General features: G+C 54.4%; 21 protein-coding genes and 1 pseudogene. 15 read left to right on the forward strand and 7 right to left on the reverse strand.

All coding sequences use genetic code 11. The features are described 5' to 3' along the window. Positions 1–22: 22 nt before the first annotated feature. The 12 genes and pseudogenes from ACHZBS_RS03740 to ACHZBS_RS03795 all read left to right on the forward strand — a co-directional run. A pseudogene (locus ACHZBS_RS03740) lies at positions 23–634 on the forward strand (PAS domain-containing protein); the annotation flags it as partial. Between the two features lie 117 nt (positions 635–751). Beyond that, on the forward strand, positions 752–1,876 hold the full coding sequence (locus tag ACHZBS_RS03745) for an ATP-binding protein (protein WP_319405192.1): 1,125 nt from the start codon (positions 752–754) through the stop codon (positions 1,874–1,876). A gap of 363 nt (positions 1,877–2,239) precedes the next feature. Continuing rightward, positions 2,240–3,316 (forward strand): site-2 protease family protein, encoded by a 1,077-nt coding sequence (locus ACHZBS_RS03750; RefSeq protein WP_319405193.1) that lies wholly within the window; start codon positions 2,240–2,242, stop codon positions 3,314–3,316. A gap of 49 nt (positions 3,317–3,365) precedes the next feature. After that, positions 3,366–4,757, forward strand: a complete 1,392-nt coding sequence (locus ACHZBS_RS03755) for an efflux transporter outer membrane subunit (RefSeq protein ID WP_319405194.1) — start codon at positions 3,366–3,368, stop codon at positions 4,755–4,757. 101 nt (positions 4,758–4,858) lie between these two features. Then, positions 4,859–5,857, forward strand: coding sequence for an efflux RND transporter periplasmic adaptor subunit (locus ACHZBS_RS03760; protein ID WP_319405195.1), 999 nt, complete (start codon positions 4,859–4,861; stop codon positions 5,855–5,857). After that, on the forward strand, positions 5,854–8,997 hold the full coding sequence (locus tag ACHZBS_RS03765) for an efflux RND transporter permease subunit (protein ID WP_319405196.1): 3,144 nt from the start codon (positions 5,854–5,856) through the stop codon (positions 8,995–8,997). The genes ACHZBS_RS03760 and ACHZBS_RS03765 overlap by 4 nt, the downstream gene beginning before the upstream one ends. 106 nt (positions 8,998–9,103) lie before the next feature. Beyond that, complete coding sequence (locus ACHZBS_RS03770) at positions 9,104–9,733, forward strand: heme-binding protein (protein ID WP_319405197.1); 630 nt, start codon at positions 9,104–9,106, stop codon at positions 9,731–9,733. Positions 9,734–9,912: 179 nt separating this feature from the next. Further along, positions 9,913–10,395: a DUF2062 domain-containing protein gene (locus ACHZBS_RS03775; RefSeq protein ID WP_319405198.1), complete on the forward strand. Its 483-nt coding sequence runs from the start codon at positions 9,913–9,915 to the stop codon at positions 10,393–10,395. Positions 10,396–10,452: 57 nt separating this feature from the next. Next, on the forward strand, positions 10,453–11,076 hold the full coding sequence (locus ACHZBS_RS03780) for a M23 family metallopeptidase (protein ID WP_319405199.1): 624 nt from the start codon (positions 10,453–10,455) through the stop codon (positions 11,074–11,076). Beyond that, on the forward strand, positions 11,064–11,939 hold the full coding sequence (locus tag ACHZBS_RS03785) for a radical SAM protein (RefSeq protein WP_319405200.1): 876 nt from the start codon (positions 11,064–11,066) through the stop codon (positions 11,937–11,939). Before ACHZBS_RS03780 ends, ACHZBS_RS03785 begins: the two co-directional genes overlap by 13 nt. 31 nt (positions 11,940–11,970) lie before the next feature. Further along, positions 11,971–12,195 (forward strand): hypothetical protein, encoded by a 225-nt coding sequence (locus tag ACHZBS_RS03790; protein ID WP_319405201.1) that lies wholly within the window; start codon positions 11,971–11,973, stop codon positions 12,193–12,195. Continuing rightward, positions 12,180–13,157 (forward strand): glycosyltransferase family 4 protein, encoded by a 978-nt coding sequence (locus ACHZBS_RS03795; protein WP_319405202.1) that lies wholly within the window; start codon positions 12,180–12,182, stop codon positions 13,155–13,157. The genes ACHZBS_RS03790 and ACHZBS_RS03795 overlap by 16 nt, the downstream gene beginning before the upstream one ends. On the opposite strand, the gene ACHZBS_RS03800 is transcribed toward ACHZBS_RS03795, so the two are convergent. From ACHZBS_RS03800 to ACHZBS_RS03830, 7 genes are all read right to left on the reverse strand, one after another. Beyond that, positions 13,158–13,916, reverse strand: coding sequence for an SGNH/GDSL hydrolase family protein (locus ACHZBS_RS03800; RefSeq protein ID WP_319405203.1), 759 nt, complete (start codon positions 13,914–13,916; stop codon positions 13,158–13,160). A gap of 179 nt (positions 13,917–14,095) precedes the next feature. After that, positions 14,096–15,700: a cation:proton antiporter family protein gene (locus ACHZBS_RS03805; RefSeq protein ID WP_319405204.1), complete on the reverse strand. Its 1,605-nt coding sequence runs from the start codon at positions 15,698–15,700 to the stop codon at positions 14,096–14,098. Between the two features lie 269 nt (positions 15,701–15,969). Then, positions 15,970–16,275: a hypothetical protein gene (locus ACHZBS_RS03810; protein ID WP_319405205.1), complete on the reverse strand. Its 306-nt coding sequence runs from the start codon at positions 16,273–16,275 to the stop codon at positions 15,970–15,972. A 55-nt stretch (positions 16,276–16,330) separates the two neighbouring features. Next, positions 16,331–16,993: a methyltransferase gene (locus tag ACHZBS_RS03815; protein WP_319405206.1), complete on the reverse strand. Its 663-nt coding sequence runs from the start codon at positions 16,991–16,993 to the stop codon at positions 16,331–16,333. Next, positions 16,990–20,178, reverse strand: coding sequence for an efflux RND transporter permease subunit (locus ACHZBS_RS03820; protein WP_319405207.1), 3,189 nt, complete (start codon positions 20,176–20,178; stop codon positions 16,990–16,992). The genes ACHZBS_RS03815 and ACHZBS_RS03820 overlap by 4 nt, the downstream gene beginning before the upstream one ends. A 124-nt stretch (positions 20,179–20,302) precedes the next feature. Beyond that, positions 20,303–20,644: a four helix bundle protein gene (locus ACHZBS_RS03825; protein ID WP_319405208.1), complete on the reverse strand. Its 342-nt coding sequence runs from the start codon at positions 20,642–20,644 to the stop codon at positions 20,303–20,305. Positions 20,645–20,738: 94 nt separating this feature from the next. Then, positions 20,739–22,016, reverse strand: coding sequence for an HlyD family efflux transporter periplasmic adaptor subunit (locus tag ACHZBS_RS03830; RefSeq protein ID WP_319405209.1), 1,278 nt, complete (start codon positions 22,014–22,016; stop codon positions 20,739–20,741). 313 nt (positions 22,017–22,329) lie between these two features. Between ACHZBS_RS03830 and ACHZBS_RS03835 the strand changes: the two genes are divergently transcribed. The 3 genes from ACHZBS_RS03835 (at position 22,330) to ACHZBS_RS03845 (ending at position 25,767) form a co-directional block, all read left to right on the forward strand. Continuing rightward, the gene (locus ACHZBS_RS03835) at positions 22,330–23,211 is read left to right on the forward strand and encodes a DUF4338 domain-containing protein (RefSeq protein WP_319405210.1); all 882 of its coding nucleotides are present in this window, start codon (positions 22,330–22,332) and stop codon (positions 23,209–23,211) included. A gap of 353 nt (positions 23,212–23,564) precedes the next feature. Beyond that, positions 23,565–24,872 carry a hypothetical protein gene (locus ACHZBS_RS03840; protein WP_319405211.1) on the forward strand — a complete coding sequence of 436 codons (1,308 nt, stop codon included), beginning with the start codon at positions 23,565–23,567 and terminating at the stop codon, positions 24,870–24,872. A 238-nt stretch (positions 24,873–25,110) separates the two neighbouring features. Beyond that, entirely contained in the window at positions 25,111–25,767 is a 657-nt protein-coding gene (locus ACHZBS_RS03845) for a methyltransferase domain-containing protein (protein ID WP_319405212.1), read from the forward strand. Position 25,768 lies beyond the last annotated feature (1 nt).

Below are 25,768 nucleotides of genomic sequence, written 5' to 3' on the forward strand. Positions count from 1 at the left end.
CATTCAGGACGGAATCATCGTTATGGATCGTGATTTTACCATCGTTCGGACCAATCGCTGGATGGAAAGTAAGTTCGTATCTCACATGCCCCTGATCGATAAGAAGTGCTACGACGTTCTTCGAAACCGGAAAGATTCCTGTTCAGCGTGTCCCTGTTCAGCGTCTCTGGAAACAGGGAAACCGCACATCGAGGTGATACCGTATCCATCGGACCAAAACCCAACCGAATGGTTTGAAATTTCTGTTTTTCGGCTTGAAGACGTTGACGGCAAGGTAATGGGAGCCCTTGGACACGTAAAAAATATCACCGAGCGCAAGCAGGCGGAAGAGTTGCTTAAGGATGAAGTGACCCGGAGGCGTATTCTGGTTGACCAATCGAGAGACGGGATCGTTGTTCTGGAACAAAACGGCAAGGTATATGAGGCCAATCAAGAATTTGCCCATATGCTCGGTTACTCTCTGGATGAAGTCAACCGACTTCATGTCTGGGACTGGGACGCTCAATTTAATAAAAAACAACTGATGGAAATGCTCCAAATCATCGACGATACAGGCGATCACTTCGAAACGCGCCACCGTCGAAAAGACGGCACCGTCTACGACGTTGAGATCAGCACCAATGGCGCGGTATACCGGGGACAGAAATTGATCTTCTGTGTATGCCGGGACATCACCGAGCGCATCGCCAACCAGAAGAACGCCGAAAATCAAAAGTTAATTATGGAAACCCATCTTCGCCAGGCGCAGAGAATGGAGGCGCTGGGTACGCTTGCCGGCGGCATCGCCCACGATTTCAACAATATTCTCTCCGCCATCAATGGTTACGCCGAACTGGCACAACTCAGATGCTCGGAACATACCAAGTTGCACCATTACATCGATCAAATCGGCATGGCGAGTCTCCGTGCAAAGAATCTTGTCCAACAGATACTTACATTCAGCAGACATGGAAAATCGGAAAAGAGAACGTTGGACATCAGCAGCGTTATCAATGAGACCTTAAAACTAATAAGGGCAACTTTTCCCTCAACCATTGAAATCAGGCAAAATATAAGATCGGATTCAGGCGCGGTGGTTGCTGACGAAACCCAAATACACCAAGTATTTATGAACCTTTGTACCAATGCCTTTCATTCCATGGAAAAAGAAGGCGGTTTGCTTGAAGTGGGTCTCGTCCCGGTCAGCATCGGCATCTATGATTCTTCGAGCTATCCGGTTATCAGTCCGGGAAAGTACCTTAAACTCATTGTTTCCGATACCGGCCATGGTATGGATGAAGACACATTGGCTCAAATTTTCAACCCCTATTTCACAACCAAAAAAGCCGGTGAAGGAACTGGCATGGGACTTTCGACGGTTCATGGGATCGTAAAGGATCACGGAGGGAGTATAAAAGTCTACAGCCGACCGGGTGTGGGAACGACGTTCCAGGTTTTTCTCCCGATTGCCCAAACAGACCCTGATCATTTAACCGCAGAAACAAGACTCTTCTCGTCCAGCACGGGGTATATCCTCTTTGTTGACGATGAAAAGCAATTGACAGAGATAGGAAACGAATTATTGGAAGGGTTGGGATATCTGGTTGAAACCAGGGTAAACCCCCTTGACGCCATTGACGCGTTCCGGATCAATCCTAACAAGTACGATCTGATTATCACCGATATGACCATGCCGAAAATGACCGGCGAAAGATTAGCCAGAGAAATCAAAAAAATCCGGCGTGACATTCCTGTCATACTCTGTACCGGGTTCGGCGCGAATATCAACGCCGAGACCCTGTCTGAGATCGGTGTCGACCAGGTGCTGATGAAACCGATCACATTGAGTCGCCTGGCGGATATTGTCCGCAAAACGATGGATGACCAGGTGGCCTGAGCGCCTGTAGAAAAATCACCTCACCGCAGGCGGGACAAGCCCAACCCGGCGAAGAAATTCAGGTGGGTTGAGTCGAATGATAACGCCGTATGGCCACGCGCAATCGTTTTCAGGTTCGTGAAATCGTCCACAGGCGGCCGGTCGTGGATGAGGCGGCGCTTAACCTCGTCCTGTGAGGACATCTCTTCCCCACGCATGCCCCGCAACCCATACATGGGTAGGTTCGACCTATCACCTTACGATCAACAGGCTCACATTGCCGGTATCACCACCCGTTGTTTATATTTACTGGTAAGTGGAATTTAACATCCGCGTAATTCCCGAAACGTAGTTCGACAGTTGCGTTAGTGGAGGGCTCTACCCATGAAATGGTCAATCAAAGTAGGCCGCTTCGCCGGCATCGATGTGTTCATGCATTTTACCTTCATTTTGCTTCTCGGCTGGGTGGCATTTGTCCACTGGCGTCAGGGACAGAGCCTGACCGTCGCCGCAACCGGGGTTGTATTCATTCTGGCGGTCTTCCTATGTGTCGTTCTTCATGAATTTGGTCATGCGCTGATGGCCAGGCGATACGGCATCAAGACCCGTGACATCATCCTGTTGCCGATAGGCGGTGTGGCTCGATTGGAGAACGTACCGACCAATCCGATGCAGGAGTTGTGGGTCGCCATTGCTGGGCCGGCGGTCAACGTGGTCATCGCTGTGGCCCTGTTCGTGTGGTTGAAAGCCACCGCATCACTGGAACCGATGCAGACCATGACGATCACCGCCGGGCCCTTTTTGGAGCGGATCTTGGCGGTCAATGTATTCATGGTCGTATTTAATATGATACCCGCGTTCCCTATGGACGGCGGCCGTGTGCTGCGTGCGATTCTGGCCACTCGCAAGGAATACGGTCGAGCGACACAAACAGCTGCTGCCATCGGTCAGGGGATCGCGGTCCTTTTCGGCTTTATTGGATTGTTCTACAACCCGTTTTTGTTGTTCATCGCCTTGTTCGTGTGGATCGGTGCAGCCCAGGAGGCCAGCGTGGCCCAGATGAAATCTGCCGTTGGGGGAATAACGGTTCGACAGGCCATGATCAGTGATTTTAGACAACTCGAAGTCAATGACAGCTTAAAACGCGCGGTCGAATTGACCTTGACCGGATCCCAAAAGGATTTCCCGGTCGTCAACGATGGCAGCCTGGAAGGCGTCCTGACGCAAACCGATCTGTTAAGAGCACTCGCCGACCAGGAAAACTATCCGACCGTCGCATCGGCCATTCAGAGAAACTACACCACGGTTGATGAACTGGATATGTTGGATTCCGCCCTTACCAAGCTCAACGATTGCGATTGTCACACGCTGCCGGTCATGCATCAGGGGAAACTCGTCGGATTGGTGACGATGGACAATTTGGGCGAGTACTTGCGGATTCAAGCCGCCATGAAAAACTGATTGCAGCAGGATTTCAGCAATCGATAGACAAATGAAGGCTGAGTGCAACGTGAGATATCGTGGACCCCGTCGATACCTATCATTGGCCCTTCTGACCGGCGCTTTGGTCTCCGGTTGTCAATCCCACACCATCGATCGGTCACCCGAGCCAATTGAAAAAGGGGGCGTCGCTTTCAGCATCGCCTCGCCAGCCACAAAACCAGTGGATGAAAATTGGTGGTTAACGTTTAACGATGCCAAACTGGATTCACTCATCGCCAAGGCCCTGGATGATAATTTCGACATCATGCGGGGTTTGGCCAGGCTCGATCAGGCCGATGCATTTACCCGCAAGGCCGGAACAGCCCATCTGCCCCAGGTTGATCTCGAGGCCTCCATCCTGAAAGATTGGGCCGACGGCGATACGCGCAATCGGTTGAATACGGTCGGCGGCGCATTGGCCTGGGAAGTGGATGTGTTCAATCGACTGGGCTCCGCCGCCCTCGCCCGTCAGAGTGAGCAGGCTGCGCGCATGGAAGACCTGCGGGCCATCCGGCTCAGTTTATCCGCGGAAGTGACCACCGCCTACTTCGATGTCGTCGAGCAGCGCAGCCAGTTGGCGTTGCTCGACCAGCAGATCATCTTGGACCGGGACCTGCTGGAACTGACCGAGCTTCGTTTTGAAGCCGGGCTTACGGCGTCGGTGGATGTGCTGCAGCAAAGCAGCCAGCTGGCCGAAACAGAGAGCCTGGTGCCCCCCACCGAAGCACTCCTGCGGGTTTCGGAAAACCGCTTGGATGTGTTGATCGGGCAGGCACCGGACGCCGTGGATCGCGTGGACGACGACGATGGGTTCGTTGCCATTGGAGACCTTCCTTTTATCGGCGTTCCCTCGGACCTGTTGCTCAACCGGCCGGACCTGAGGTCCCTTAGAAATGAACTTGTCGCAGCCGATGCGGAGATTGGTATAGCCATTGCCGAACGTCTGCCGCGTATCACACTTGACGGGTCCTTTTTTTATGCAGACGGTTCGGAATTTTCCGGCCCGGCAGGGATTTTGTTGGGCTCGATCGTACAGCCGTTGGTAGATTGGGGTGCCCGCAAGGCGGAGGTTGAGCGCAGCCGGGCCTTGTATATCGAGCGGCTGGCAATATTTTCCCAGGCCTATCTATCGGCGATCGAAGATGTCGAAAACACGCTTTATCAAGAGCGCAAGCAGCGGGAGTTTTTGGATCGCCTGGAGCGTCGCCGCGGTTTTCTGGAACGCACTGTCGAAGAGACCAGGGATCGATACACCAACGGCCTGACGGATTTTCTGCCGGTCCTGGACGCGCTTAAAGAGCTGCAGCGCATTGAACGCATCATCGTGCGCCAAAAGAGAGCGCTGCTGGGTTTTCGCATACAACTTCACCGTGCGTTGGGAGGCCGAGTGAACGCAGCCTCAAGTGGAGGTCCGAAATGAAACACCGTAAACCGTATCGGCAAGTCCAGCTTTGGATCGCTTTAACTGGGATAGCTTGCATACTCGGGGCTGATCCGACAAGCGCTCAGCAGGCCGTACCCGTGATCGTCAAGAAAGCTGCCATCGATCGCTTCGTCGACCGTATAGAGGCCCTCGGCACACTGCGCGCCAACGAAACCGTTGAACTAACCGCGACCGTTTCCGAAACCGTGACCGGCGTCCATTTCGAGGACGGTCAGAGAGTAGAAGCCGGCAGCATCCTGGTCGAAATGACCAACGAAGAGGAGCATGCCCTGATCGAAGAAGAGCGCTCGACCGTTGCCGAAGCCAAAAAACAGTATGATCGGCTGCGGCCCCTGGTCCAGCGGGGAGCAGCATCCATATCACTGCTCGACCAACGACGGCGGGAGTATGAAACCGCCAAGGCGCGACTGCGGGCGATCGAATCAAAGCTGCAGGACCGCCTGGTTATCGCACCGTTTGCCGGCATTGTCGGTCTGCGTAATATCAGCGTGGGCGCACTTATCGAGCCGGGAGACCTCGTCACCACCCTTGACGACGACAGCGTCATGAAGCTCGATTTTACGGTACCCTCGATTCACTTGTCGAGCCTTAAAACCGGCTTGCCCGTTGTCGCCACATCGCCGGCCTTTGCCGGGCGTCAATTCGAAGGAATCGTAGCCAGCATCAACAGCCGAATCGATCCGGTCACACGTGCCATTGTCGTCAGGGCGACGCTACCCAATCCGGAACGCCTGCTTAAGCCTGGTCTGCTGATGAATGTCACCTTGCTTAAAAATCCACGGGACGTGTTGGTGATTCCCGAGGAAGCCTTGATCCCGTCCGGGCGTGACAACCTCGTGTTGGTCGTGGACCGAAGCGTCGAACCCACCCTTGCCCAGGGTCGCCAAGTAACCATCGGCGGTCGTCGACCGGGCGAAGTCGAAATTCTGGACGGTCTGCAATCCGGTGAATTCGTGGTTGTAGACGGCACCTTGCGCACCCGACCGGGACAGCCGGTGACCGTCATCGCCGTGGACAGCGGCAATGAGCCCTTGGCCCGCCTGTTGAATCGTGAACAGAAAGGCACGGGCCAATGATCCTTTCCGATGTTTCCGTCAAGCGGCCGGTATTTGCCGCGGTGATATCGTTGCTGCTGATCATCTTCGGCCTGGTCTCCTTCGATCGGCTGCCCCTGCGCGAATACCCGGACATCGACCCCCCCGTGGTAACCATCGAAACCCTCTATCCCGGTGCGTCCGCCAATGTGGTGGAAACACGCATCACCGAACTCATCGAAGAACGCATTGCCGGCGTCGAAGGCATCGATTTTATCGCTTCGACCAGTGAAGACGGACTTTCCACGGTAACGATTGAATTTGATACCGGACGGGATGTCGACGGGGCGGTCAATGATATCAGGGACCGGGTCTCGGCCATTCTGGGGGATTTGCCGGACGAAGCCGATCCGCCGGAAATCCAGAAGGTCGATTCCAACAACGATGTCATCATGTGGTTGAACCTGGTCAGCGACCGCATGACAGTCCCGGCCCTGACCGATTATGCCGATCGCTATCTGGTTGACCGGTTTTCCGTGTTGGATGGGGTCGCCCGGGTGAGAATCGGCGGTGGCCAAACCCATGCCATGCGGATCTGGATCGACCGCAGCGCCATGGCGGCGCGGGGGCTTGTCGTCAGCGATGTCGAAACCGCCCTGCGGGCGGAAAATCTGGAACTGCCGGCCGGCAGCATCGAATCCCAGGCGCGCAGCTTTACCGTGCGGGTCAGGCGTGCCTTTCGAACCGCGGCGGATTTCAGTCGCCTGGTGCTGGCCCGCGGCGCAGACGGCCATCTTGTTCGCCTGGGTGATGTTGCCCGCGTCGAGCGCGGCACCGAAGAAAACCGGACGTTCTTTCGAGGCAATGGCGTGGCCATGGTGGGCATGGGCATCATCAAACAATCGACCGCCAACACGATCGATGTGGCCCGCGGCGCCAAAGCGGAAATGCAGCGCCTCAACCCCACCCTGCCCGAGGGGATGGAAATCAAGCAGAGCTACGACACATCCGTATTCGTCGAAGGTGCAATCAAGGAAGTCTACAAGACCCTGCTAATTGCCATTGGCCTGGTCATCCTGGTCATCTACCTGTTTCTGGGCAGCATTCGGGCCACGATCGTGCCGGCCGTGACGGTTCCGGTTTCCATTATCGCCAGTTTTATCGTTTTGAATGGGCTGGGTTTCTCGGTAAACCTTCTCACGCTTTTGGCACTGGTCCTGGCGATCGGGCTGGTCGTGGACGACGCTATCGTGGTGCTGGAAAATATCTACCGGCGCATGGCGGAAAAAGGCGAAACTCCCCTGGTCGCCGCATACACCGGCACCCGCCAGGTCGGTTTCGCGGTGATCGCCACGTCCCTGGTGCTGGTCGCCGTTTTTGTGCCCATCGCCTTTCTGCAGGGGGATGTGGGGCGCCTGTTTTCGGAGTTTGCCATCACCATGGCGGCGGCGGTCTGCTTTTCCAGCGTCGTCGCCCTGAGCCTCTCGCCCATGCTGGCATCTAAAATCCTCAAACGCAACACCGGCCAACCTGCACGACACACCCTGATGGACCGCTTGTTCGGATCGACACGCAAACATTATCGTCGATTGCTGGGCCGCACCATGAAGCGTTCCTGGCTGGTGGTGAGTCTATTTGGGGTGCTGATTGCAGCAATGGCGTGGTTGTTTGGGCAAGTCCCCACGGAATATGCACCCAAGGAAGACCGCGGCGCGTTTTTTGTCATCGTCAACGGGCCGGAGGGCGCCTCCTACGCATACATGGAAGAATACATGAATGAAATTGAGCGGCGGCTGATGCCCTTTGTCGAAAACGAAGAGGCAACCCGGCTGCTGGTCCGCGCGCCGCGAACGTTTTCGAATTATGAGAACTTCAACACCGGCATCGTCATTTTCGTACTCAACGACTGGGACCAGCGGCGATCCGCCTGGGTCATCATGGACGAGGTCCGCGCCAAACTGGCAGGACTTCCGGGGGTGCGCGCCTTTCCCGTCATGCGCCAGGGCTTCGGTGCATCCATTCAAAAGCCGCTCCAGTTCGTCATCGGCGGCGGCACCTACCAGGAGCTGGCCCAATGGCGCGACACGCTGTTGAATCAGATCGAGGCCAACAATCCGGGCCTGATAGGGATCGACTGGGATTACAAGGAAACCAAACCCCAACTGCAGGTGAACATCGACTATGATCGCGCGGCCGAACTGGGGGTAACCATCGGCAATGTCGGCCGCACCCTGGAGACGATGCTGGGCTCCCGGCGGGTGACCACCTATATCGAGGCGGGTGAAGAGTATGACGTGATCCTGGAAGGCGAACGCGAGCGTCAGCGAACGCCGACCGATTTGCAGAACATCTATGTGCGTTCGTCACGCAACGGCGACCTGATTCCCCTGTCCAATCTGGTCACGCTGGAAGAATTTGCCGATTCAACCGCCTTGAACCGATACAACCGCGTCAGGGCCATCACCCTGGAGGCCAACCTTGCCGACGGCCTGGCCCTGGGCGATGCGCTGACCTATATGGAAGGCCTGGTCAAGGCGAATCTGCCGGAAAACGTGATCATTGATTACAAGGGGCAATCCCAGGATTTTCAATCCTCGACCCAATCGATCATATTCGTTTTCCTGCTGGGGATCCTGGTGGTGTTCCTTGTTCTGGCTGCCCAGTTTGAAAGCTATCTCAATCCGCTCGTGATCATGCTGACGGTGCCATTGGCGATTGGGGGCGGGTTGCTCGGACTGTACCTGACCGGAAGCACCTTGAATCTGTACAGCCAGATCGGTTTGGTCATGCTGGTCGGCCTGGCGGCGAAGAACGGGATTCTCATCGTCGAGTTTGCCAACCAACTCCGGGAGCGCCACAAGTCGTTTGATTATGCCATCCTCAAAGCATCCGAAGTCCGGCTGCGTCCAATCGTGATGACTGGTATCACCACCGCCACCGGCGCAATCCCCCTGATTCTCTCCTCCGGAGCCGGGGCAGAGACCCGCATGGTGATCGGTGTCGTCGTTCTGGCCGGCGTATTGTCGGCAACGCTGTTTACCTTGTTTGTCGTTCCGACGGCATACCGCCTGCTCTCCAGGCGAACGCATGCACCCGGTGCGGTCGCCCGCACCCTTGCAAAGGAACGGGCCATGCAAAATGATTTTTCCATCACTGGTGGCAAGGTTCAGGAACCGCTCTGACTTTGCCATCTTCTTTACCTCTACGGAAAATCCGGAAAGCTTTGGGAAGTAGGACAGTTACCATTATTTCACTTTAAAACCAGCGATAGACAGTGGAGACCTGTTAATGAAAAAGACTGCCGGGATTTTACTCGCCATTGCGTCTATAGTGACGGGTACAACGGAGACGATGGCGATCGAAGAAGCCACATACACCGTTGTCCAAAAAGACGACCATTTTGAAATCCGTGACTATACACCGCACCTTGTTGCCGAAACCCTCGTGGAGGGAAGCCTCGAAGAAGCTGGCAGTATAGCGTTCAAAATACTGTTTGGCTACATCTCAGGTGAAAACCGGTCGCGCAGGAAAGTTGAGATGACCGCACCCGTTTCCCAACAGGCAAGTCCTGAGAAAATCAAGATGACGGCGCCTGTGGGCCAGCAGCGGGTGGGAGACAAGTGGGTCGTTGGCTTCATGATGCCGGCCTCGTATTCGCTTGAAACCCTGCCGGTGCCGAAAAATCCCAAGGTAACCCTTCGCCGGGTGCCGGGTCGACGGATGGCTGCCGTGCGCTATTCCGGCTTCTGGAGCGAGAAGGGCTATCTCGAGAACATAAGGAAACTTGAAGCGTGGATCAGCGACAAGGGGCTTAAGATTGCTGGCGGACCTCTTTGGGCCCGGTACAATGCGCCATTTACACCGTGGTTTTTGAGGCGAAACGAGATTTTGATTCCAATTGCTGCGGATTCAAACTAAAATTGGTATCTCAAAAATAACGATCAGGGTTCAGGGCAAGGCTTACAGCGGCAAAATGCGGCGTTGACATCAAAACCATCGCAAAAGCCCGCCTGTCCTGATGGTGCGCACATCAGCCAGTACTGCCTTTAGCGCGTTGCCGGCTGAATGACAGATTTGCACAATACGGTGAGGTCCCAATGATCAAACGTCTCTTTAATGAAAAGATCGGCCGCCCGATCCTGAACTTGCTCAAGCAGGGAATCTCGCCGGAACGGCTCTCTCTCAGCATCGCCTTCGGCGCAGTAATCGGGATGTTCCCGGTTCTGGGTGCGACGACCCTGATCTGTGCCGCCGTCGCCATCGTGTTGCGACTCAACCAGCCCGCTATTCAGCTGTTCAACTATCTGGTATACCCACTGCAGATTTTTTTATTGATACCGTTTATGAGTCTTGGCGCATTCATCTTCCAGGGGGATCCACCTCCGTTTTCGGTTCAGGAGTTGGGCGCGCTTTTCCGGCAGGATTTCTGGGGCACCATCGCTTCTTTTTTCGAAACGATCCTCTACGCCATCGTCGCCTGGATTCTGGTGTGCGCCCCGCTGTTTGCCGGGATTTATGCGATAGGTGTCCCACTGCTGAGAAGATTCGGACCGACGGCCAAAAAGAGCGTATCTGAGTGACCGTATGGTGAAAATGGTGCTCAGAGACTGTCTTCTGATATTATCGAGAAACAGGGAATGATCGTGGACCTGAGGAAAACCCGATTCACCGAAACGCTTATCGAGGCAAACGGTCTTGACCCGGACGCCTTCCAACGTTGGGTGTTCTGTCCAGGCATGCGCTTTCATTCACCGGACAAGTGGTGGGGGGACCGGGGTCGGCGTGATTTCCCCCATGAGGGTCTCGACTTTTGCCTTTACGAGGATGGTTCCTGGCGGCTGCGCCGTCTCGACCGACAAACTCGCATTCCGGTAATGCACGACGGCGTGGTCAGGTCTGTTTTTGCCGACTACCTGGGTCAGGCCGTAGTTATTGAGCACGAAAAGACCCAACCTGAAATTGACACGTTGATATCGATCTATGCCCACACGAGGCCGCTGGATCACATAAAACCGGGTGCGGTCGTATCGAGGGGGGATATCATCGCCACCATCGCCGACACCAGCCGTTCAAAAGCAACCGTCCTGCCGCACCTGCACGTCACGCTGGGGCTCCCGTCACCGGACCTTGTCTTCGAAACATTCGTCTGGAACGACATGCGGGATCCCGGCCTGGTCGCCCTGCTGAATCCACAGGGTGCCATCGACTGGCCCTGGCTTGCACTGGAACCACCAAAAACGAAACGGTCATGTCCATACTGAAAAAGGCGTCCTTGAAGACGCCCCGCCGCCATCGCAATATCACGGCAACGCGTTTGTTTTTGGATGCGTACCAGTTTGTTCGTGCCCAATCGTGTGTGGCCAACCGGTTCGGCAGGCAGTTTAATCGCAGCCGCGATTATGTTGAGATCGACATCACCTACAAGTGCAACTTGAAATGCATCAACTGCAACCGTTCATGCACGCAGGCGCCGAGTGATAGTGAAATGCCTGTCGCCGATGTAGCGGCCTTTATCGAGCAGAGCATTGCAAAGGCAATCGCGTGGAAACGGATCCGGATTCTGGGCGGAGAGCCGACCCTTCACAGTCGCCTTTTTGACATTATCGACCTGTTGATCAATTATCAGAAGACGCATAATCCTTCTGTAAGGCTGGTGCTGGGAACCAATTGCTTCGGGAACCGCGTTCATCGGGTGTTGGAGAAGCTGCCTGACGCGATCACGCTTAAAAGTACGTTGAAGTCTTCGCGCGTCAATCTATTTAGACCGTTTAATGTGGCACCTGTCGATACGCGGTTTAACCGATTCTCCGACTACACCTGCAGCTGCCGCATCATAAAGGAGTGCGGTTTGGGATTAACGCCCTCAGGATATTACATGTGTGCCGTGGCCGGTGGGATCGACCGGATCTTCGGTTATCATCTGGGGAGGAATGAGCTGCCGGATGATGCCGACACAATGTGGGACCAGATGTCCGTTTTTTGCCGTTTATGCGGCCATTTTGGTTTCCAGTGGCCGACACGGCGGGCCAAACAATCCAAAACGTGGCGGCTGGCCTATGGGCGTTTAAAAACCATTGAACCGCTTGCTGACAAGGATGCCTTTGCCCCCTATGACCCCGCTTAGAATAATGCATGCCATCGGACAGAGACCGTAGATGACCGGCAGCGGGATCTATCTCGAGGCGATGATCGGAGAGTCCCGGAAACACGGGTTTTCAACCTACCGGGTGGCCGGTGTTCCTGCCGACACGATTCCTTCCTTGAAGGATAGGCCGTTAACCGATGGCGCCTATGTTCGTTTCGAATCGGGGTCGATCAACTTCCCGGTTACCGGCATGTCGGATGTGATGCCCTACAAAAGCTTTTGTTCAGAGACCTGAAAGGTCGGCGTCTGACCGCCTACAAGTCGGCCTTCACCCGCGTGCTTGAATGTGCGGTAAACCAGTTCAATCCGGAAATCATTCACACGAATCATCTCTTTCTGCGCTCAGCCCTGGTGAAAAAGCTTTTCCCGACGATGCCCGTCGTGGCCACCTGCCATGGCACGGAACTGAGACAATACAATAATTGCCCGCATTTAAGACGTTATGTCAAACGCTATTGCCGACGCCTGGACAGGATCATCGCGTTGACGACCGATCAGAAAAGAGATATTCATCGTCTGTATGACATCCCGTTAAATCGAATTGTCGTCGTCGGTGGCGGATATGATCAAACGATTTTTCCCCGTGCACCAAAACCACCTGCGAGAACCGTTCATCTCCTCTACGCCGGCAAATACAATCGCAGCAAGGGCGTTCCCTGGCTGCTGAAATCCCTGATAAAGATCGAGCATCACGACTGGCACCTGCACATGGCGGGAAGCGGCAAGGGGCAGGAGTATGACCACTGCATCGACCTTTCAAAAAGATTGGGCCAAAAGGTGACCAACCATGGTTACGTGACCCACCATCGATTATCGGAACTGATGAAAAAAGCCCATATCCAGGTGCTGCCTTCCTTTTTTGAAGGCCTCCCCCTGGTGCTCTTCGAAGGTCTGGCCTCCGGATGCCGGATCATCACCACCGATTTGTCCGGCTTCCGTGAGATCTTCGGAAAAGCGAACCGAGACACGATAGATCGGATTCGACTGCCGCCCCTTGAAACCATTGACCGACCTTATCTAAAAGACGAAGCCAGGCTGGAAGATGCGTTATGCCAACGCATTCTTCACATGATGGCAGTGGTAAGAAATACTCCCGATGTTGTCGACCCCCAGGCCGAAGCAATTGCATCTCACTATACTTGGCCCCGAATTTTCCAACGCACGTTATCCGTCTACAGGGATGCTGTTAAAAAATAATCATTTCCAACGCGCCCTGATAACGACTGCGGCAGCATCGGCCCAAAGCGCATAAATCCCGGGACCGGGATGAAAGCCATCCGGCGCCATCTTCCCGGTACTGACAGGAAAATCCAGCCGAATGTGATCGCAATCCGGTTGCTCGCGGGACCAGGATTGGATGGCGTTGTCCAATCGTTTCGCGCGATCTCCAATGAACCCTCTTAACGGCTCCGGGAGCAATGGGAACCGGTGAACCGGGGGCAAACCTGATACCAGGACATGACCAACGGCAAATTTCTCGCGGAGTAATTTCACCAATTTGATTTGCTCGAGCAGACAGGCGGCCATGGATTGGCGAGACGTAATATCGTTCATACCCGTGGCCGTCAGGACGATATCATAGCTGGTTTTGTGAACCGTATGCAGAAAACTGCGCAGGTCAGGGGTCGACCATCCCGTATTGGCGATCAATTTCCAATGCACCGTAAAGTCAACCGCCAGCCGCGACAGCAGGCAACCCACCAATGCCTGCGCTTGAATCGGTGCGCCGACACCGGCTGCCGAAGAATCGCCGGCGACAAGGATCCTTATCGGCTTGCCACTTCCGGTAACCCCATGGCGGGGTCCTTTGGCTTCTGCTATTTTGGGCACTGCGTGTCGAACCCAAAAACCTTGGGCGAGCAGGATCGGGACGAGACAACCGAAAGACAGACGCCGCATCAGAGAAGGCTTTTCAATAAAAGCGTGGATGGCCTGGGGGTTCAATTCTTTTGTCATGGTCGCAACTATCAGCGTTGAAAGGCCGCAAAATTGACATCCTTGAAAAAAACCCAACTGTATGGGTTAAGTTCGATATAATCGTTGAGGCGTTGGAGGATCAAGGTCGACAGGTTAGGTGGCCATGATTGTCATCCTCATCATCCATCGGACTTACCATCCAGGCCATCGCCGCCTGCTCATGACCTCCGGCAGGCTTCCTGAAAGTCACGGCGGACCATAAGCCTGCAGACATGATCGGCAAAGCCGACGCCTGCCTCTTCATAGATCACATAGGCGGCATCGATGCCCTCCGTCTTCAACCCGGCGGCCTCGTCGTCATATCGCACCGAGGCGGTGATCTGCCCCGGATATCCTCTCTCTTTCATCTGGCGAATGGCGAAGGCGCTGGCCCTGGGATCCGGCAGGGCCAGCATGACCAGATCGATGGCGGTCGTGGATGGATCGGCGCGCTCCCAGAAATCGCTGTCCGATGCATCGCCGAGTATCACCCGCCGCCCCTTTTTGAGGTGTTTTTCCACGGACGCTTTGGAAAAATCGATGCCGACCACCACATCGCCATGGCGTCGGCGCATCTCGTCGTAGGCAGCCGTGCCGATGCCCCCCAAGCCGATGACGGCAATGCGTGCATCCCCGGTGTCGATGGGAGCCTCGTCGGGCAATCGCTCGATTCGCTCAAACCGCTTGAGTTGATTGGACCAGCGCGCGTAAATGGCGTGGGCTGTTGAATTGGCCGGTGCAGCCATGATGAAGGTGAGAGAAAGGGCAATCGCCAGGATGACTAGCCAGTCGGCACCGATCCAGCCGTTGCCCACACCGATGGCCGCGACGATGAGCCCGAATTCACTGTAGTTGGCCAGGCTGAGGGAAGCCAGTATGGCGTTGCGGGCACGTAATTTGAAGCGAGTGAGAATGCAGAAGAAAAAGGCTGCCTTCATCGGCATGACCAGGGCCATCAGGATGGCGATCCCCACAGCCGCCAGGGAAGGCGACCCGGAGATGCCGATGTTGAGAAAAAAGCCAACCAGAAAAAGGTTTTTAAAACTGAGCAGCGCGTTGGCCAGTTCGGATGCCTTGGGATGCGCGGCAACCAGCATGCCGAAAACCAGGGCTCCCAGATCGCCTTTAAGGCCTGCCAGTTCGAACCCCCCGTAACCGGCGGCCGGCATTAAAATGCCAAAAAGCATCAGCAGTTCACCGTGTCCGCAGTGCGACATGAAGCGAAGCAGCATTGGACGAATCAAAAAGAGCGCACCGATCAGTGCCAGCGCCCATGTCGTCGGTGTTTTTCCCGATGAAACGGCTAGGAACACCACGGCGATGATATCCTGCATGATCAGGATTCCGATGGCCGTGCCGGCGTGGCGCGAGGCCATCTCCTTTTTCTCTTCGAAAACCTTGACGGCAAAGACCGTGCTGGAAAAACTCAGGGCGAAAGCGATCAGCAAAGCCAGCTTCCAGTCCAACTGGTTCAAAACAGGCAATCCGGCCATGCCGAGAAGCCAGATCCCGACGCCGAAGACGACGATGGTCGTCAGCATGTGCAGCGTTGTGCCCGCCCACACATCCGGACGGGCCAAGCTCTTGAGCTTCAGCTTCAGTCCGATGGTGAACAGAAGCAGGGTCACGCCGGCATTGGCGATTTCTTCCAGATTGTCGCCGGCCGCAACGCCCAGGCTGTTGAGCCCAAATCCGGCGATCAGGTAGCCCACCAGCGGTGGAAGGCCGACCCGGCTGACAAGGGCACCACATACAAAGGCAGCGACGATTAAGACCGGGTCCATGGCTGGGTCTTCCTTTTACAGTCCTAAAAACCGTAATTCCCGGATTAATAAAAAGGCTAAAGGGGTTTTATTTCAGCCTCAACGTGCCAAAACCGGCGAGTTCACCGTGAAGCAAAGTCATCACTCTTTTTTTATCGCCATGGTTTGGCGAGTCACATCGATCCTGCAGCTTAATGAGTGTCCTGTGGAATACATTGGTTCGAGGCGCCGTCGACCCCGTGGATACAATAATAGTCCGGCCCGTCAGCCCCGGCATTGGCATCGCCCATTTATTTCTTAAAATGCGAGGTGGCTTTATCGAATGCCGTGGCAAGCGATTTCCAGGCATCTTCGACCCCATCTTTGAGATCGTCCCAGGCGTTTTCACCGGCCACTTCCAGATCGACGATCTTCTCCTTCAAATCCTTGCGGAGCTTGAGATACGCTTCCCGTTTGGCGGCATACTCTTTTCCGACATCAGCACTTGCATGCTGGAGACCGGCTTCGAACTTGTCACGCTCGCGACTCCAACGATAGTTTAGTTCGTCGCCCTGCTTTTTCATCTGGGCCAGAAATTCTTCTTTTTTAGTTACCATGCGTGCCTCTTTTTTTTAAGGATATTGAGGAACGTCATGAGCGCGCTTCCCGATGTCATCCATATTCAGGACGCCCCATCAACAATCGGTTTTTGGGTGTGATCGCCTCGGGTATCCTTCGGGTCATTACCTGATACCCCCATGCACGCAACCTCGCCGCCCGGGTGACATCGACCGCCGTGGGGCCGTCCAGCCAACCCTCCAGGCCGCCGGTATCGCAGCGTTCCAGGTCGTGGCAGCAAGGCAGCACCGCCACCCGGGCGCCTGCTTCGACGGCTTTTTCCAGCACCGTGTCGGTCAAGGCGCCGCAGGCGTGCACCGACATTATCACATCTGTTGATGCGAACGCGACCGTTTCGATATCGGCTTCCACATAGGCAATCCGTTGGCGCAGCCGGGGCCAGTATGTCATCAATTCCGCGGACAGCCGGTAGGCGTTTTCAGGAAGATGACGATCGATGGCAATGGCTTCGGGAGAGGTGTCGTCGAGCAGGAGCATGATGTGGGCCAATAGTCCATGGCCGCATGCCAGATCGACCACCCGGCCGCCGCGGAACTTTCTCCTCACCCGCCTGGCCACCTCCCAGGCCTCGAAGAGCTCCTTGCCGGGCAGCGTGCCCGCCCGGCAGACGCATCGGGCAATTTTCTCGAACAGGGTATTGCCGGGAAACCAGGACAGCTGCTTGATGGTCAGCCGGCTCTTGGTGGACCGGTTCACGACGGCTTAAGGTCCTTGCCCGCCGCATCTTCCGCACGACCCATGCCCAACCGTCTTTTCATTGCGCGGACGGTATCGTCCACGATCAGGTAGAGCGCCGGCACATAGAGCAGGGTCAGCAGCGTGGCGGCCAGCAGGCCGAAGCTGATGCTCACCGCCATGGGGATGAGAAATTGAGCCTGAAAGCTGCGTTCCAGGAGCAGCGGGAAAAGCCCGGCAATGGTGGTCACCGAGGTAAGCAGCACCGGCCGGAAGCGGGATTGTCCGGATTCCATGACCGCCTCAGCCACCGTCATCCCATCGCGGTGGGCCCGGTTAATAAAATCGATGAGGATCAGCGAATCGTTGACCACGATGCCGGACAGGGCCACGATGCCGAAAATGCTGATAATGGTGAATGCCAGACCCATCACCAGGTGGCCGACGATCGCCCCGATCAGGCCGAAAGGGATGGCCATCATGATGATCACCGGTTGGATGTATGACCGGAACTGGGTGGCCAGCAGAAGGAAAATGGCCATCAGGGCCAGGATAAACCCTTTTTTCAGGCTTTGCAGGGACTCCTCGGTCCGCTTTTCCTGGCCTTCCAGGTCGTAGCGCAGGCCGGGATAGCGCTTCATCAGCCGGGGGAGAAAATCCGTCTTGAGGTCGTTCACAATCTTGCTGGCGTTGCCGATATCCTCATCGATGTCGCTGCTTACCGTAATCACCCGTTTGCGATCCACCCGCCGGATCAGAGAATAGGCCCGGGAACGGACCACCTCGGCCACCTCGGAGAGCGGAATCTGCCGGCCGTCGGATGTACGGATACGGGCCTGCTCGATGGCATAGAGAGAGCGCCGGTCCTTTTCCGCGTAGCGGACCTGGACTTTCACGTCATCTTTGCCGCGCTGGATGCGAAGGGCCTCTTCGCCATAAAAACCCTGACGCAGCTGCCTGGCGATATCACTCATGGACAGACCGATACTCTGCGCGCCGTCCTTGATCTTGAAACGCCGCTCCGGCTTACCGGGCTTGAAATCGTCGCCGATGTCGTAAGCTCCCGGATACTTGGCCAACTCATCCTTAAGATCTGCCGCGGCCAGCTCTATTTGCCTGAAGTCATCACCAATGAGCTGGATTTCGATGGGACTGCCTGCCGGTCCTCCCTCGATGGTAAAAAAAGAGAGCCGATCCAACCCGGGAATTTCTCCGGCAAACGTGCGCCATTGATTGATAATCGCATTAACCGACAGCCCGGGTCGCTCGGCCGAAGAGATCATCTCAATCCACACTTCGCCGCAGTGGCCTCCGATCTCGGCAGGCTTCCAGTCGCGCCGGGGAATATACCCGGTCAATGAGTAGGTGTTGGTAATCAGGGTTTTGCCTTCGTCCAACTTCCCATTGAACGCTTGGTTCAGTTTAAAGGCCTGCTGCTCCAGGTAGGAGATGGTTTGCGCCGTACTCTCCACCGGGGTTCCCAGCGGATAGTTGACCTCGGCAATCACCCAGTCGCTGTCCCCCTTGGGCATGAAAATAAAGGGAACATAGCCGCCGCGCAGAATGCCCAGGCTGATGATCAACACCCCCAGGCCGATGGCAAAAGCAAAGTACCGGTTGCCCACCACATATCGCAAGGTCGGGATATAAATGCGATCGATGGCGAACTGGAGACCCTTTTCGATGCGTTGTCTTACGCGTTCATGTATCGCCCGGCTGATCTTTTCTCCGGCACGCCGGCTCCGGAGCAGGGCGCCCTCCAAATGAGCCGGGAGAATAATCAGAGCTTCTCCCAGGGAAACGATCAGGATGGCGATCACCGCCCGGGGCATGACACTGATGAACTTGCCCATGATGCCGGAGATGAACATCAGCGGCGTGAAGGCCACCACCGTCGTGGTCACGGCCATGACCACCGGCCCGCCGACTTCTCCCATGCCGTCGACCACGGCCCGGACCGGCGATTTTCCTCTTCCGTAGTGGGTAAAGATGTTCTCACCCACGATAATGGCATCGTCCACCAGGATTCCCAGGGTCATGATGAAGGCGAACAGGGAAATCATATTGATGGTCTCCCCGTTGTAATCCAGCACCATGAACGCGCCCATGAAGGCCACCGGAATGCCCGCGGACACCCAGAATGCCAGGCGAAGGTTGAGAAACAGGGCCAGGACGATGAAGACGAGAACGATCCCCTGGAACCCGTTGCGCAGCAACAGGTCGATGCGGTCCCGCACCATGGTGGACAGATCGAACCAGGTCGCCAGCTGGATACCGGCAGGCATTCGGCCGCGGTTCTCCGCCACGTATTTCTGAACCGTGTCGGAAATGGCGATCACATCTTCCTGGCTGGTGCGGTTGACCTGAACCAGGGCTGCGGGTTTGCCGTTGAAGCGGGCTTTGATGTCCGTATCCTCGAACCCGTCGACGACCGTAGCCACCTGCCCCAGCCGAACCACCGCACCTCCCGCATCGGTGATCAAGGGCAGATCCTCGAACTCACTGCCGGTGTATAGCTGCCCCTTGGCACGCACGATGATCTCACCATGGTCGGTCTTGATGGTCCCCCCGGGAAGATCGAGGCTGCCGGTCCTCAGGGCCATGACCACCTGGTCGAAACTCATACCGTATCGCCGCAGGTTCTCCTCGGACACCTCCACCGCGATCTCGTAGTCCCGAACGCCCACCAGGGTCGCCAGGGAGATGGGGCCGGTGTCCACCAGGTCGTCCCGGATGCGGTCCGCCGTCCGGCGAAGCAGCTTCTCGGGCACATCACCATATACCGCCACGGTAATGGCCGGATTGCGGTTGATGATCTCGGTGATGATCGGATCTTCGGCCTCATCGGGGAAAGTATCGATGAGGTCCACCTCGTTTTTGATATCGTCCATAACCTTCTGGACATCAGCGTCCTTGTCCAGTTCCACGGTCACCGATCCGAGGCCTTCGCGGGATGAGGAGTAGGTCCGGGAAATGTTCTCGATGCCCTTGATCTTTTCCTCGATCTTGATGCAAATCCCCTCTTCCACCTCCGCCGGGCTGGCGCCGGGATAGGGCACGGAGATATTGATCATGTCGAGGGCAAACTGCGGGAACATCTCCCGTCGCATGTTCATGACCGTCAACAGACCCGACACGATGATGAACATCATGATCAGGTTCACCGCGACACGGTTATCGACGGACCATTGGGCAAGCTTTTTCAAATTATTAGATGTCCGAGGTCGGAAGTCGGAGGTCGGAGGTCGTGGCGATGCCATGACCCAATGCCAACCGTCCAGGCGAATCAGACCCGATGCTATCGGTTAATAATGCTTTTCCAATTATTCATCAGTTTGAACAGCATGGCATTGACGTAATCATACTGCTCATCCAGACGGCCATATTCATTGTTTTCCCGTAGCCACCGTCTTTGGCAAACAACAGCCATCCCCGGGTCTCTTCAGACGAGCCGAAAGCATCGTTGAGGTGACGGGTAAACACGTTTTCATATTTGCGTTTGGCGTATCCATAACGGATATTTATAGCCACCGATCTCAATGATCGCCTGATCTGATCGGTCAGCGAATAGACTTCCTCCTTTGGAAACCGGATGGTCTGCTTGAAAATCTGCATGGCAAGGGAGCAAGCAAGCCGATACACTTCCAGATCATGGATAGTTTTAATGGCCATTTCTTATTCCAGATCATTCATTGCTTCGAAGTTGCCACTCGTGACTCAGACTTCCGTCATTGTGCGGCTCTCACCCTACCTCCGACCTCTGACCTCAGTCCTCAGCCTTCATCCTAATCCTCATCCCCGGCACGGCACCGGAGAGCGGTGTGGTGATGACAAGGTCCCCGTCGGAGAGACCGCCGCTGATCAGCACGGTTTGTTTAAAACTGCGCAGGATGCTAACCGGTTGAATACTCAGTTGGTCATCGGCGGCAAGATAGACGGTGTCCCCGTCATGGACCAGATACCGGGGCAACCGGTGGACATTTTCCACCTGGCGCCCCTGGATTCTCACCGTAACAAACATGCCTGGCTTCAAGCGGTCAGCAGCATGGGTGATAGAATCCTCAAGGGTTGGTTCGTCCACTTCGACCACCACGGGCAGGGTCCGGGTGGTCTGATCCAGGGCGGCCTTGACCCTGGCCACGCGGCCTTTCCACAGTTTGGGTGTAGAGGTCTCCATGAACAGCACCTCCACCGGCAGCCCCGATCCTGATCCAACGCCATCCGGAAACCAGGCCAAATCATTCATTGGGATCTTGACTTCGATGTCAAAGGCACCGGCGCGGTATATGCTGCCCACCGATTGTCCGACCGAAAGATGTTGGCCGGTCTCCACCCCCTTTTGCGTCACCCAGGCATCGAAGGGTGTGTTGATCCGGCAGCGCTCCACGTCGAGGATTGCCTGTTCCAAGGACACCTTGGCCATCTCCATCTGGTTCTCCAGACGAATCCGGTCGGGTCCGGTGATGGCCAGCTGATTCTCCAACGATTGCACCCGTTCCCGGCTGGTGAGAACCTGACGATCGGCTTTGTCCAGAACACTCTGAGAGGTCATGTCCATTCCGGCCAATTTCTTGAATCGATTGAGCTCCGCCAGGGCCAGATCCACATCCGACCTGGCCAGCTTCAGACTGGCGTTGAGGTTGAGTATGTCCTGCGCCAGGCGATCAAGCTCGGCCTGCGCCTGGCGGATGCCTACTTTTGCCCGTCGCACCGCCAGTTCATAGTCCCTCGGATCGATGGTCAACAACACCTCTCCGGATTTTACGAAACCGCCTTCAATGAAAGCCGGATGCATGTCCACCACCTGCCCACGTACCTCCGCAACCAGTTTTAAAGGCTCCCGGGGGGCCACCGTTCCGTAAGCTTCAACAATCATTGGAAGACTCTGGGAACGGGTGCGGACGACCTCCACCAGCCGTCCTTCGGTCGTGCGCTCCTGCTTTTCGGCGCGTGGGCGCAGCTGCACCAGTACGACAGCAATGGCCACCGCCACCAGCAAAACAACAACGACGCGAACGGTTTTAAACAACGCCCCTTTTTTCATCGGGTCTGACCTTTATTGTCATTTGTCATTCGAACAGCGGTCCGGAAAGGAAACGGTGGGAACAGAGACCTGATTTACACCGCAAATCCAGCCCCGGCGATCAACCTATCGAATCGACCGGAGGTTTTCAACGTCTTTTTGGGAACCGGGCAAATTATGTCGGAAATGTTCAAATACCGTACTATCTCCTGAGCCTGCAACGATCGAGCGCGATTGAACAAATTAGAAATCAAATAATTCTGGACATTCCTGAAGACGGTTTGTATAGTAAAAATAAATACCTCTTTCGCAAATGGTTACGCCTATGCAATCGATGCCTTCCGAACCATTCTGTGGTCAGGTGATCTGCCGCGATCAAATCAGCGAAATTGTGGTTATCGTTGACACGTTTCCAAAGCTCACCCGTACCGAACTGGCCAACACAATTTGTGAGCTTTTTTCATGGAAACGTCCGACTGGCAAGCTAAAAACCGTCGAGTGCCGCCAATTTCTGGAGCGCCTGGATGCCAAAGGCATTATTCAGCTGCCGGCGTGTAAAAACCAATATACCAAACAGATCAAGCCGACTGCCGGAATGACCCTGCGTACGGATAGTCAGTCGATGCTATCGTCAAAATTAAGCGAACTGTCCCCGATCGTGTTGGCCCGAGTCCAAGATCACGCACAGAGGCAGCTTTGGTATGAATATATGGATAGATATCATTACCTTGGGTATCGAATACCTTTTGGTGGGCAGCTGCGCTATTTTATTGAATCCGGGATAGACCAGACGAGGCTGGGGTGTCTGCAATTTTCCAGCCCGGCTTGGCGGATGGCGGCCAGGGACCACTGGATTGGCTGGAGCGACGAACAGCGCCGGAGAAACCTGCAAAAAATCATATCCAACAGCCGTTTTTTAATATTTCCCTGGGTCCGGGTTAAAAACCTGGCCAGCTCGGTGCTCTCTCTGGCAGCCAAAACGGTGCCGCATGATTGGGCCGATTGCTACGGGTGCCGTCCGGTTCTTATGGAAACCCTGGTAGATGGGAAACAATACAAGGGTACGTGTTACCAGGCCGCCAATTGGGTATATGTGGGGCAAACCACCGGTCGGGGACGGATGGACAGGCAGAACAAGCGCATGGGGACAGCAGTCAAAAATATTTATCTTTGCCCGCTGTCAAGAAGGTTTCGGCAAGAGTTGATGCAGGGCTGATTGGGCAACGCCAAGTTACCGGAACGAATAATCATCTTAAGGTATTCGGTTCAGCCAGGAGTCTTTTTCCTAAAAATGACCTTGATGGGCGCTTAAAAAGCCGGTTGCATTTTTTTTTACCACCACATATGGTCTACTTTAATATGCATACAACAATATGATGTGGTTTTTTTCGTAATTTCGACTTTCCATTCAACTACCGAGGGCAGGGTCGATTCATCGTCATCTAACATATAGATATTACAGTTAATTCCTACCGGTTCGGGTTGCGATCGAGGGAGCGGAGCTATATTAAAATTAATGAAATACGCGGACGGCTTCTAAAAGGAGTCGGTGCCCAAGGATTCTCCCAGATGGTGCAGATCTTTATCCGCCTATCGGAAGTGCCGTTGCTTCTGTCGTTCTGGGGCCCACATCTTTATGGCGAGTGGCTCATGCTGTCGGCCATACCGGTATACCTGAGCATCAGTGATGGCGGGTTTGCCACGGCCGCCTGCCGGGAAATGACCATAAGAGGCGGTGCTGGTGACAAAACCGGCATACAATCTGTTTTTCAGAGCACCTGGCTTTTACTTCTCATGGTTTCCATTTTCGTAGGGCTATTAGCACTCGGTTTTGTGAAATCTGCACCGCTTGAAAACTGGCTCAGTTTTAAAACCATGAATGACCATGAGATCAAGGTCGTCTTTCTTCTTCTCGTTGCACATGTGTTGGTTTGTTTTCAGGGCAATCTTCTCAACGGTGGTTTTTGGGTAAACGGACGCTACCCAAGGAGCATGTATCTTATTGCCTTTACGCAGCTTATCGAGTTCGTTGGTTTTGCCGTCACCGTGGCATTTAACGGCGGTCCGGTCCAGGCGGCAACAGGATATCTGATTGGAAGGATTTTGGGAACTGGACTAATTTGGCTCGGTCAACGCAAGGCAAGCCCTTGGCTGAGACTTGGATATGCCCACGCCACATTTTCAGAGATAAAACGGCTTGCAGGCCCGGCATTTGCGTCATTGGCCTTTCCCTTAGGAAATGCATTTAACATCCAGGGTATGCGGTTGATCGTGGGATTGACGATAGGACCTCCTGGAGTAGCCGTGTTTGTGCCATTGCGCACCCTAAGTCGCACGGTAATGCAACCTGGAGCCATCATCAGTCGGCTGATACAACCCGAGTTGGCCTTGGCTCATGGTGCCGGAAACAAATCTCTTTTTCAGCTTATTTTTACCAGATCCTGCCAACTCGCCTTGTGGGGTTGCCTTGGAGTCTGCCTCCTCGTTGGGCCTGGCGCATACTGGATATTTCCGACATGGACGGGCGGCTTGGTTTCGATGCACTGGCCCACCTATATGATTCTCCTTGCCGTCGTGCTAATCAATAACCTCTGGTATACGGCCTTGATGGTTCCTTATGCCATAAATTGCCATAGCCGAATCGCGCTTTATTATGTCCTTGTATACGGACTCACAGCTTTTGGTCTCGGCTACATCTGGTCCGAAAGCTTTGGTATTAGTGGCGCTGCCCTGGCGCTCCTGCTGGCAGAAGCCGCAATGGCTGTGGTTGTCATTCACTCCTCCGTACGAATTGCGCACATGGGAATGATCCAGTGGGCAAAGATGGTCCTGCGACCACCTTTTGGATTGTTTACCATGGCCGGTGTGTGCATTTGAAATCAATTAGCGGCAACGCCTGAATAATTTGAAGAAAGAAAAATAATCAAATGTTAATGAGCAAACCAGAAACACCAGTCACCTGTCAGTCAATCCATATAATTTTTTAAGGCAAACCTGTGCAGCTGTATAAGCTCACTTTTCGACGTTATAATTCCAAGGAGGAGTTTGCTTCAATTGGATTTTTATCCACTAAACGCACGTTTGACCTATTAATTCATGTTCCTATAGCACTAGTATGAAACAGATCGAATTAAAAATCAATGTTGGCTGCGGCCCGTCAGGGCAGATTCGAAACTTTGACAATATCGATAATTCTCCTAATATTCTTTTATCGAAAATTCCATTTCTTAAGAAATTATTATTTAAAATTGGATTAATAGCTGAACACCAATACAAATCCAACTGGTCAGATGTTATTAGATGTGATGTTAGCAAAGGACTTCCCTATAGCGATCAGTCAGTAAGTAAAATATACACGTCTCACTTTCTTGAACACATACCTAAGGACAGAGGCTCTTTTTTTTTACGAGAATGCTTCCGAATATTAAAAACAAACGGAATATTGCGCATTGTTGTTCCCGACTTGCTTTTACATGCCGAGAAATATGTAGAATCCACTAAAAAACTTCTACACCATTCATTACTACCAGACGACCGGAGTTCCCATGATAAATTTTTGGAAACCATTTTCGGGGCATATTTGAAGAAAAAGCGTTATGGAGCTGAACATTACTACATGTATGATCTTCCGACACTTGTTTCTCTACTAAGGAGTGTCGGTTTTCAAGATATTAAAAAATTTGATTTCCAAAAAGGTGATGATGATGAGCTTCCGTCATACGATTCTCGTCCCATTGATAGTCTGCATCTTGAAGCTCGTAAACTAACTTAGC

It is taken from the genome of uncultured Desulfosarcina sp., assembly GCF_963664155.2.
Lineage (GTDB): Bacteria > Desulfobacterota > Desulfobacteria > Desulfobacterales > Desulfosarcinaceae > Desulfosarcina.

Coding starts and splice junctions, on each gene's coding strand:
- ACHZBS_RS03745 (WP_319405192.1), top strand. CDS start 752: ATGGAGGCGCTGGGTACGCTTGCCGGCGGCATCGCCCACGATTTCAAC.
- ACHZBS_RS03750 (WP_319405193.1), top strand. CDS start 2,240: ATGAAATGGTCAATCAAAGTAGGCCGCTTCGCCGGCATCGATGTGTTC.
- ACHZBS_RS03765 (WP_319405196.1), top strand. CDS start 5,854: ATGATCCTTTCCGATGTTTCCGTCAAGCGGCCGGTATTTGCCGCGGTG.
- ACHZBS_RS03770 (WP_319405197.1), top strand. CDS start 9,104: ATGAAAAAGACTGCCGGGATTTTACTCGCCATTGCGTCTATAGTGACG.
- ACHZBS_RS03775 (WP_319405198.1), top strand. CDS start 9,913: ATGATCAAACGTCTCTTTAATGAAAAGATCGGCCGCCCGATCCTGAAC.
- ACHZBS_RS03780 (WP_319405199.1), top strand. CDS start 10,453: ATGATCGTGGACCTGAGGAAAACCCGATTCACCGAAACGCTTATCGAG.
- ACHZBS_RS03785 (WP_319405200.1), top strand. CDS start 11,064: ATGTCCATACTGAAAAAGGCGTCCTTGAAGACGCCCCGCCGCCATCGC.
- ACHZBS_RS03790 (WP_319405201.1), top strand. CDS start 11,971: ATGACCGGCAGCGGGATCTATCTCGAGGCGATGATCGGAGAGTCCCGG.
- ACHZBS_RS03800 (WP_319405203.1), bottom strand. CDS start 13,916: ATGACAAAAGAATTGAACCCCCAGGCCATCCACGCTTTTATTGAAAAG.
- ACHZBS_RS03805 (WP_319405204.1), bottom strand. CDS start 15,700: ATGGACCCGGTCTTAATCGTCGCTGCCTTTGTATGTGGTGCCCTTGTC.
- ACHZBS_RS03810 (WP_319405205.1), bottom strand. CDS start 16,275: ATGGTAACTAAAAAAGAAGAATTTCTGGCCCAGATGAAAAAGCAGGGC.
- ACHZBS_RS03825 (WP_319405208.1), bottom strand. CDS start 20,644: ATGGCCATTAAAACTATCCATGATCTGGAAGTGTATCGGCTTGCTTGC.
- ACHZBS_RS03830 (WP_319405209.1), bottom strand. CDS start 22,016: ATGAAAAAAGGGGCGTTGTTTAAAACCGTTCGCGTCGTTGTTGTTTTG.
- ACHZBS_RS03835 (WP_319405210.1), top strand. CDS start 22,330: ATGCCTTCCGAACCATTCTGTGGTCAGGTGATCTGCCGCGATCAAATC.
- ACHZBS_RS03840 (WP_319405211.1), top strand. CDS start 23,565: ATGGTGCAGATCTTTATCCGCCTATCGGAAGTGCCGTTGCTTCTGTCG.
- ACHZBS_RS03845 (WP_319405212.1), top strand. CDS start 25,111: ATGAAACAGATCGAATTAAAAATCAATGTTGGCTGCGGCCCGTCAGGG.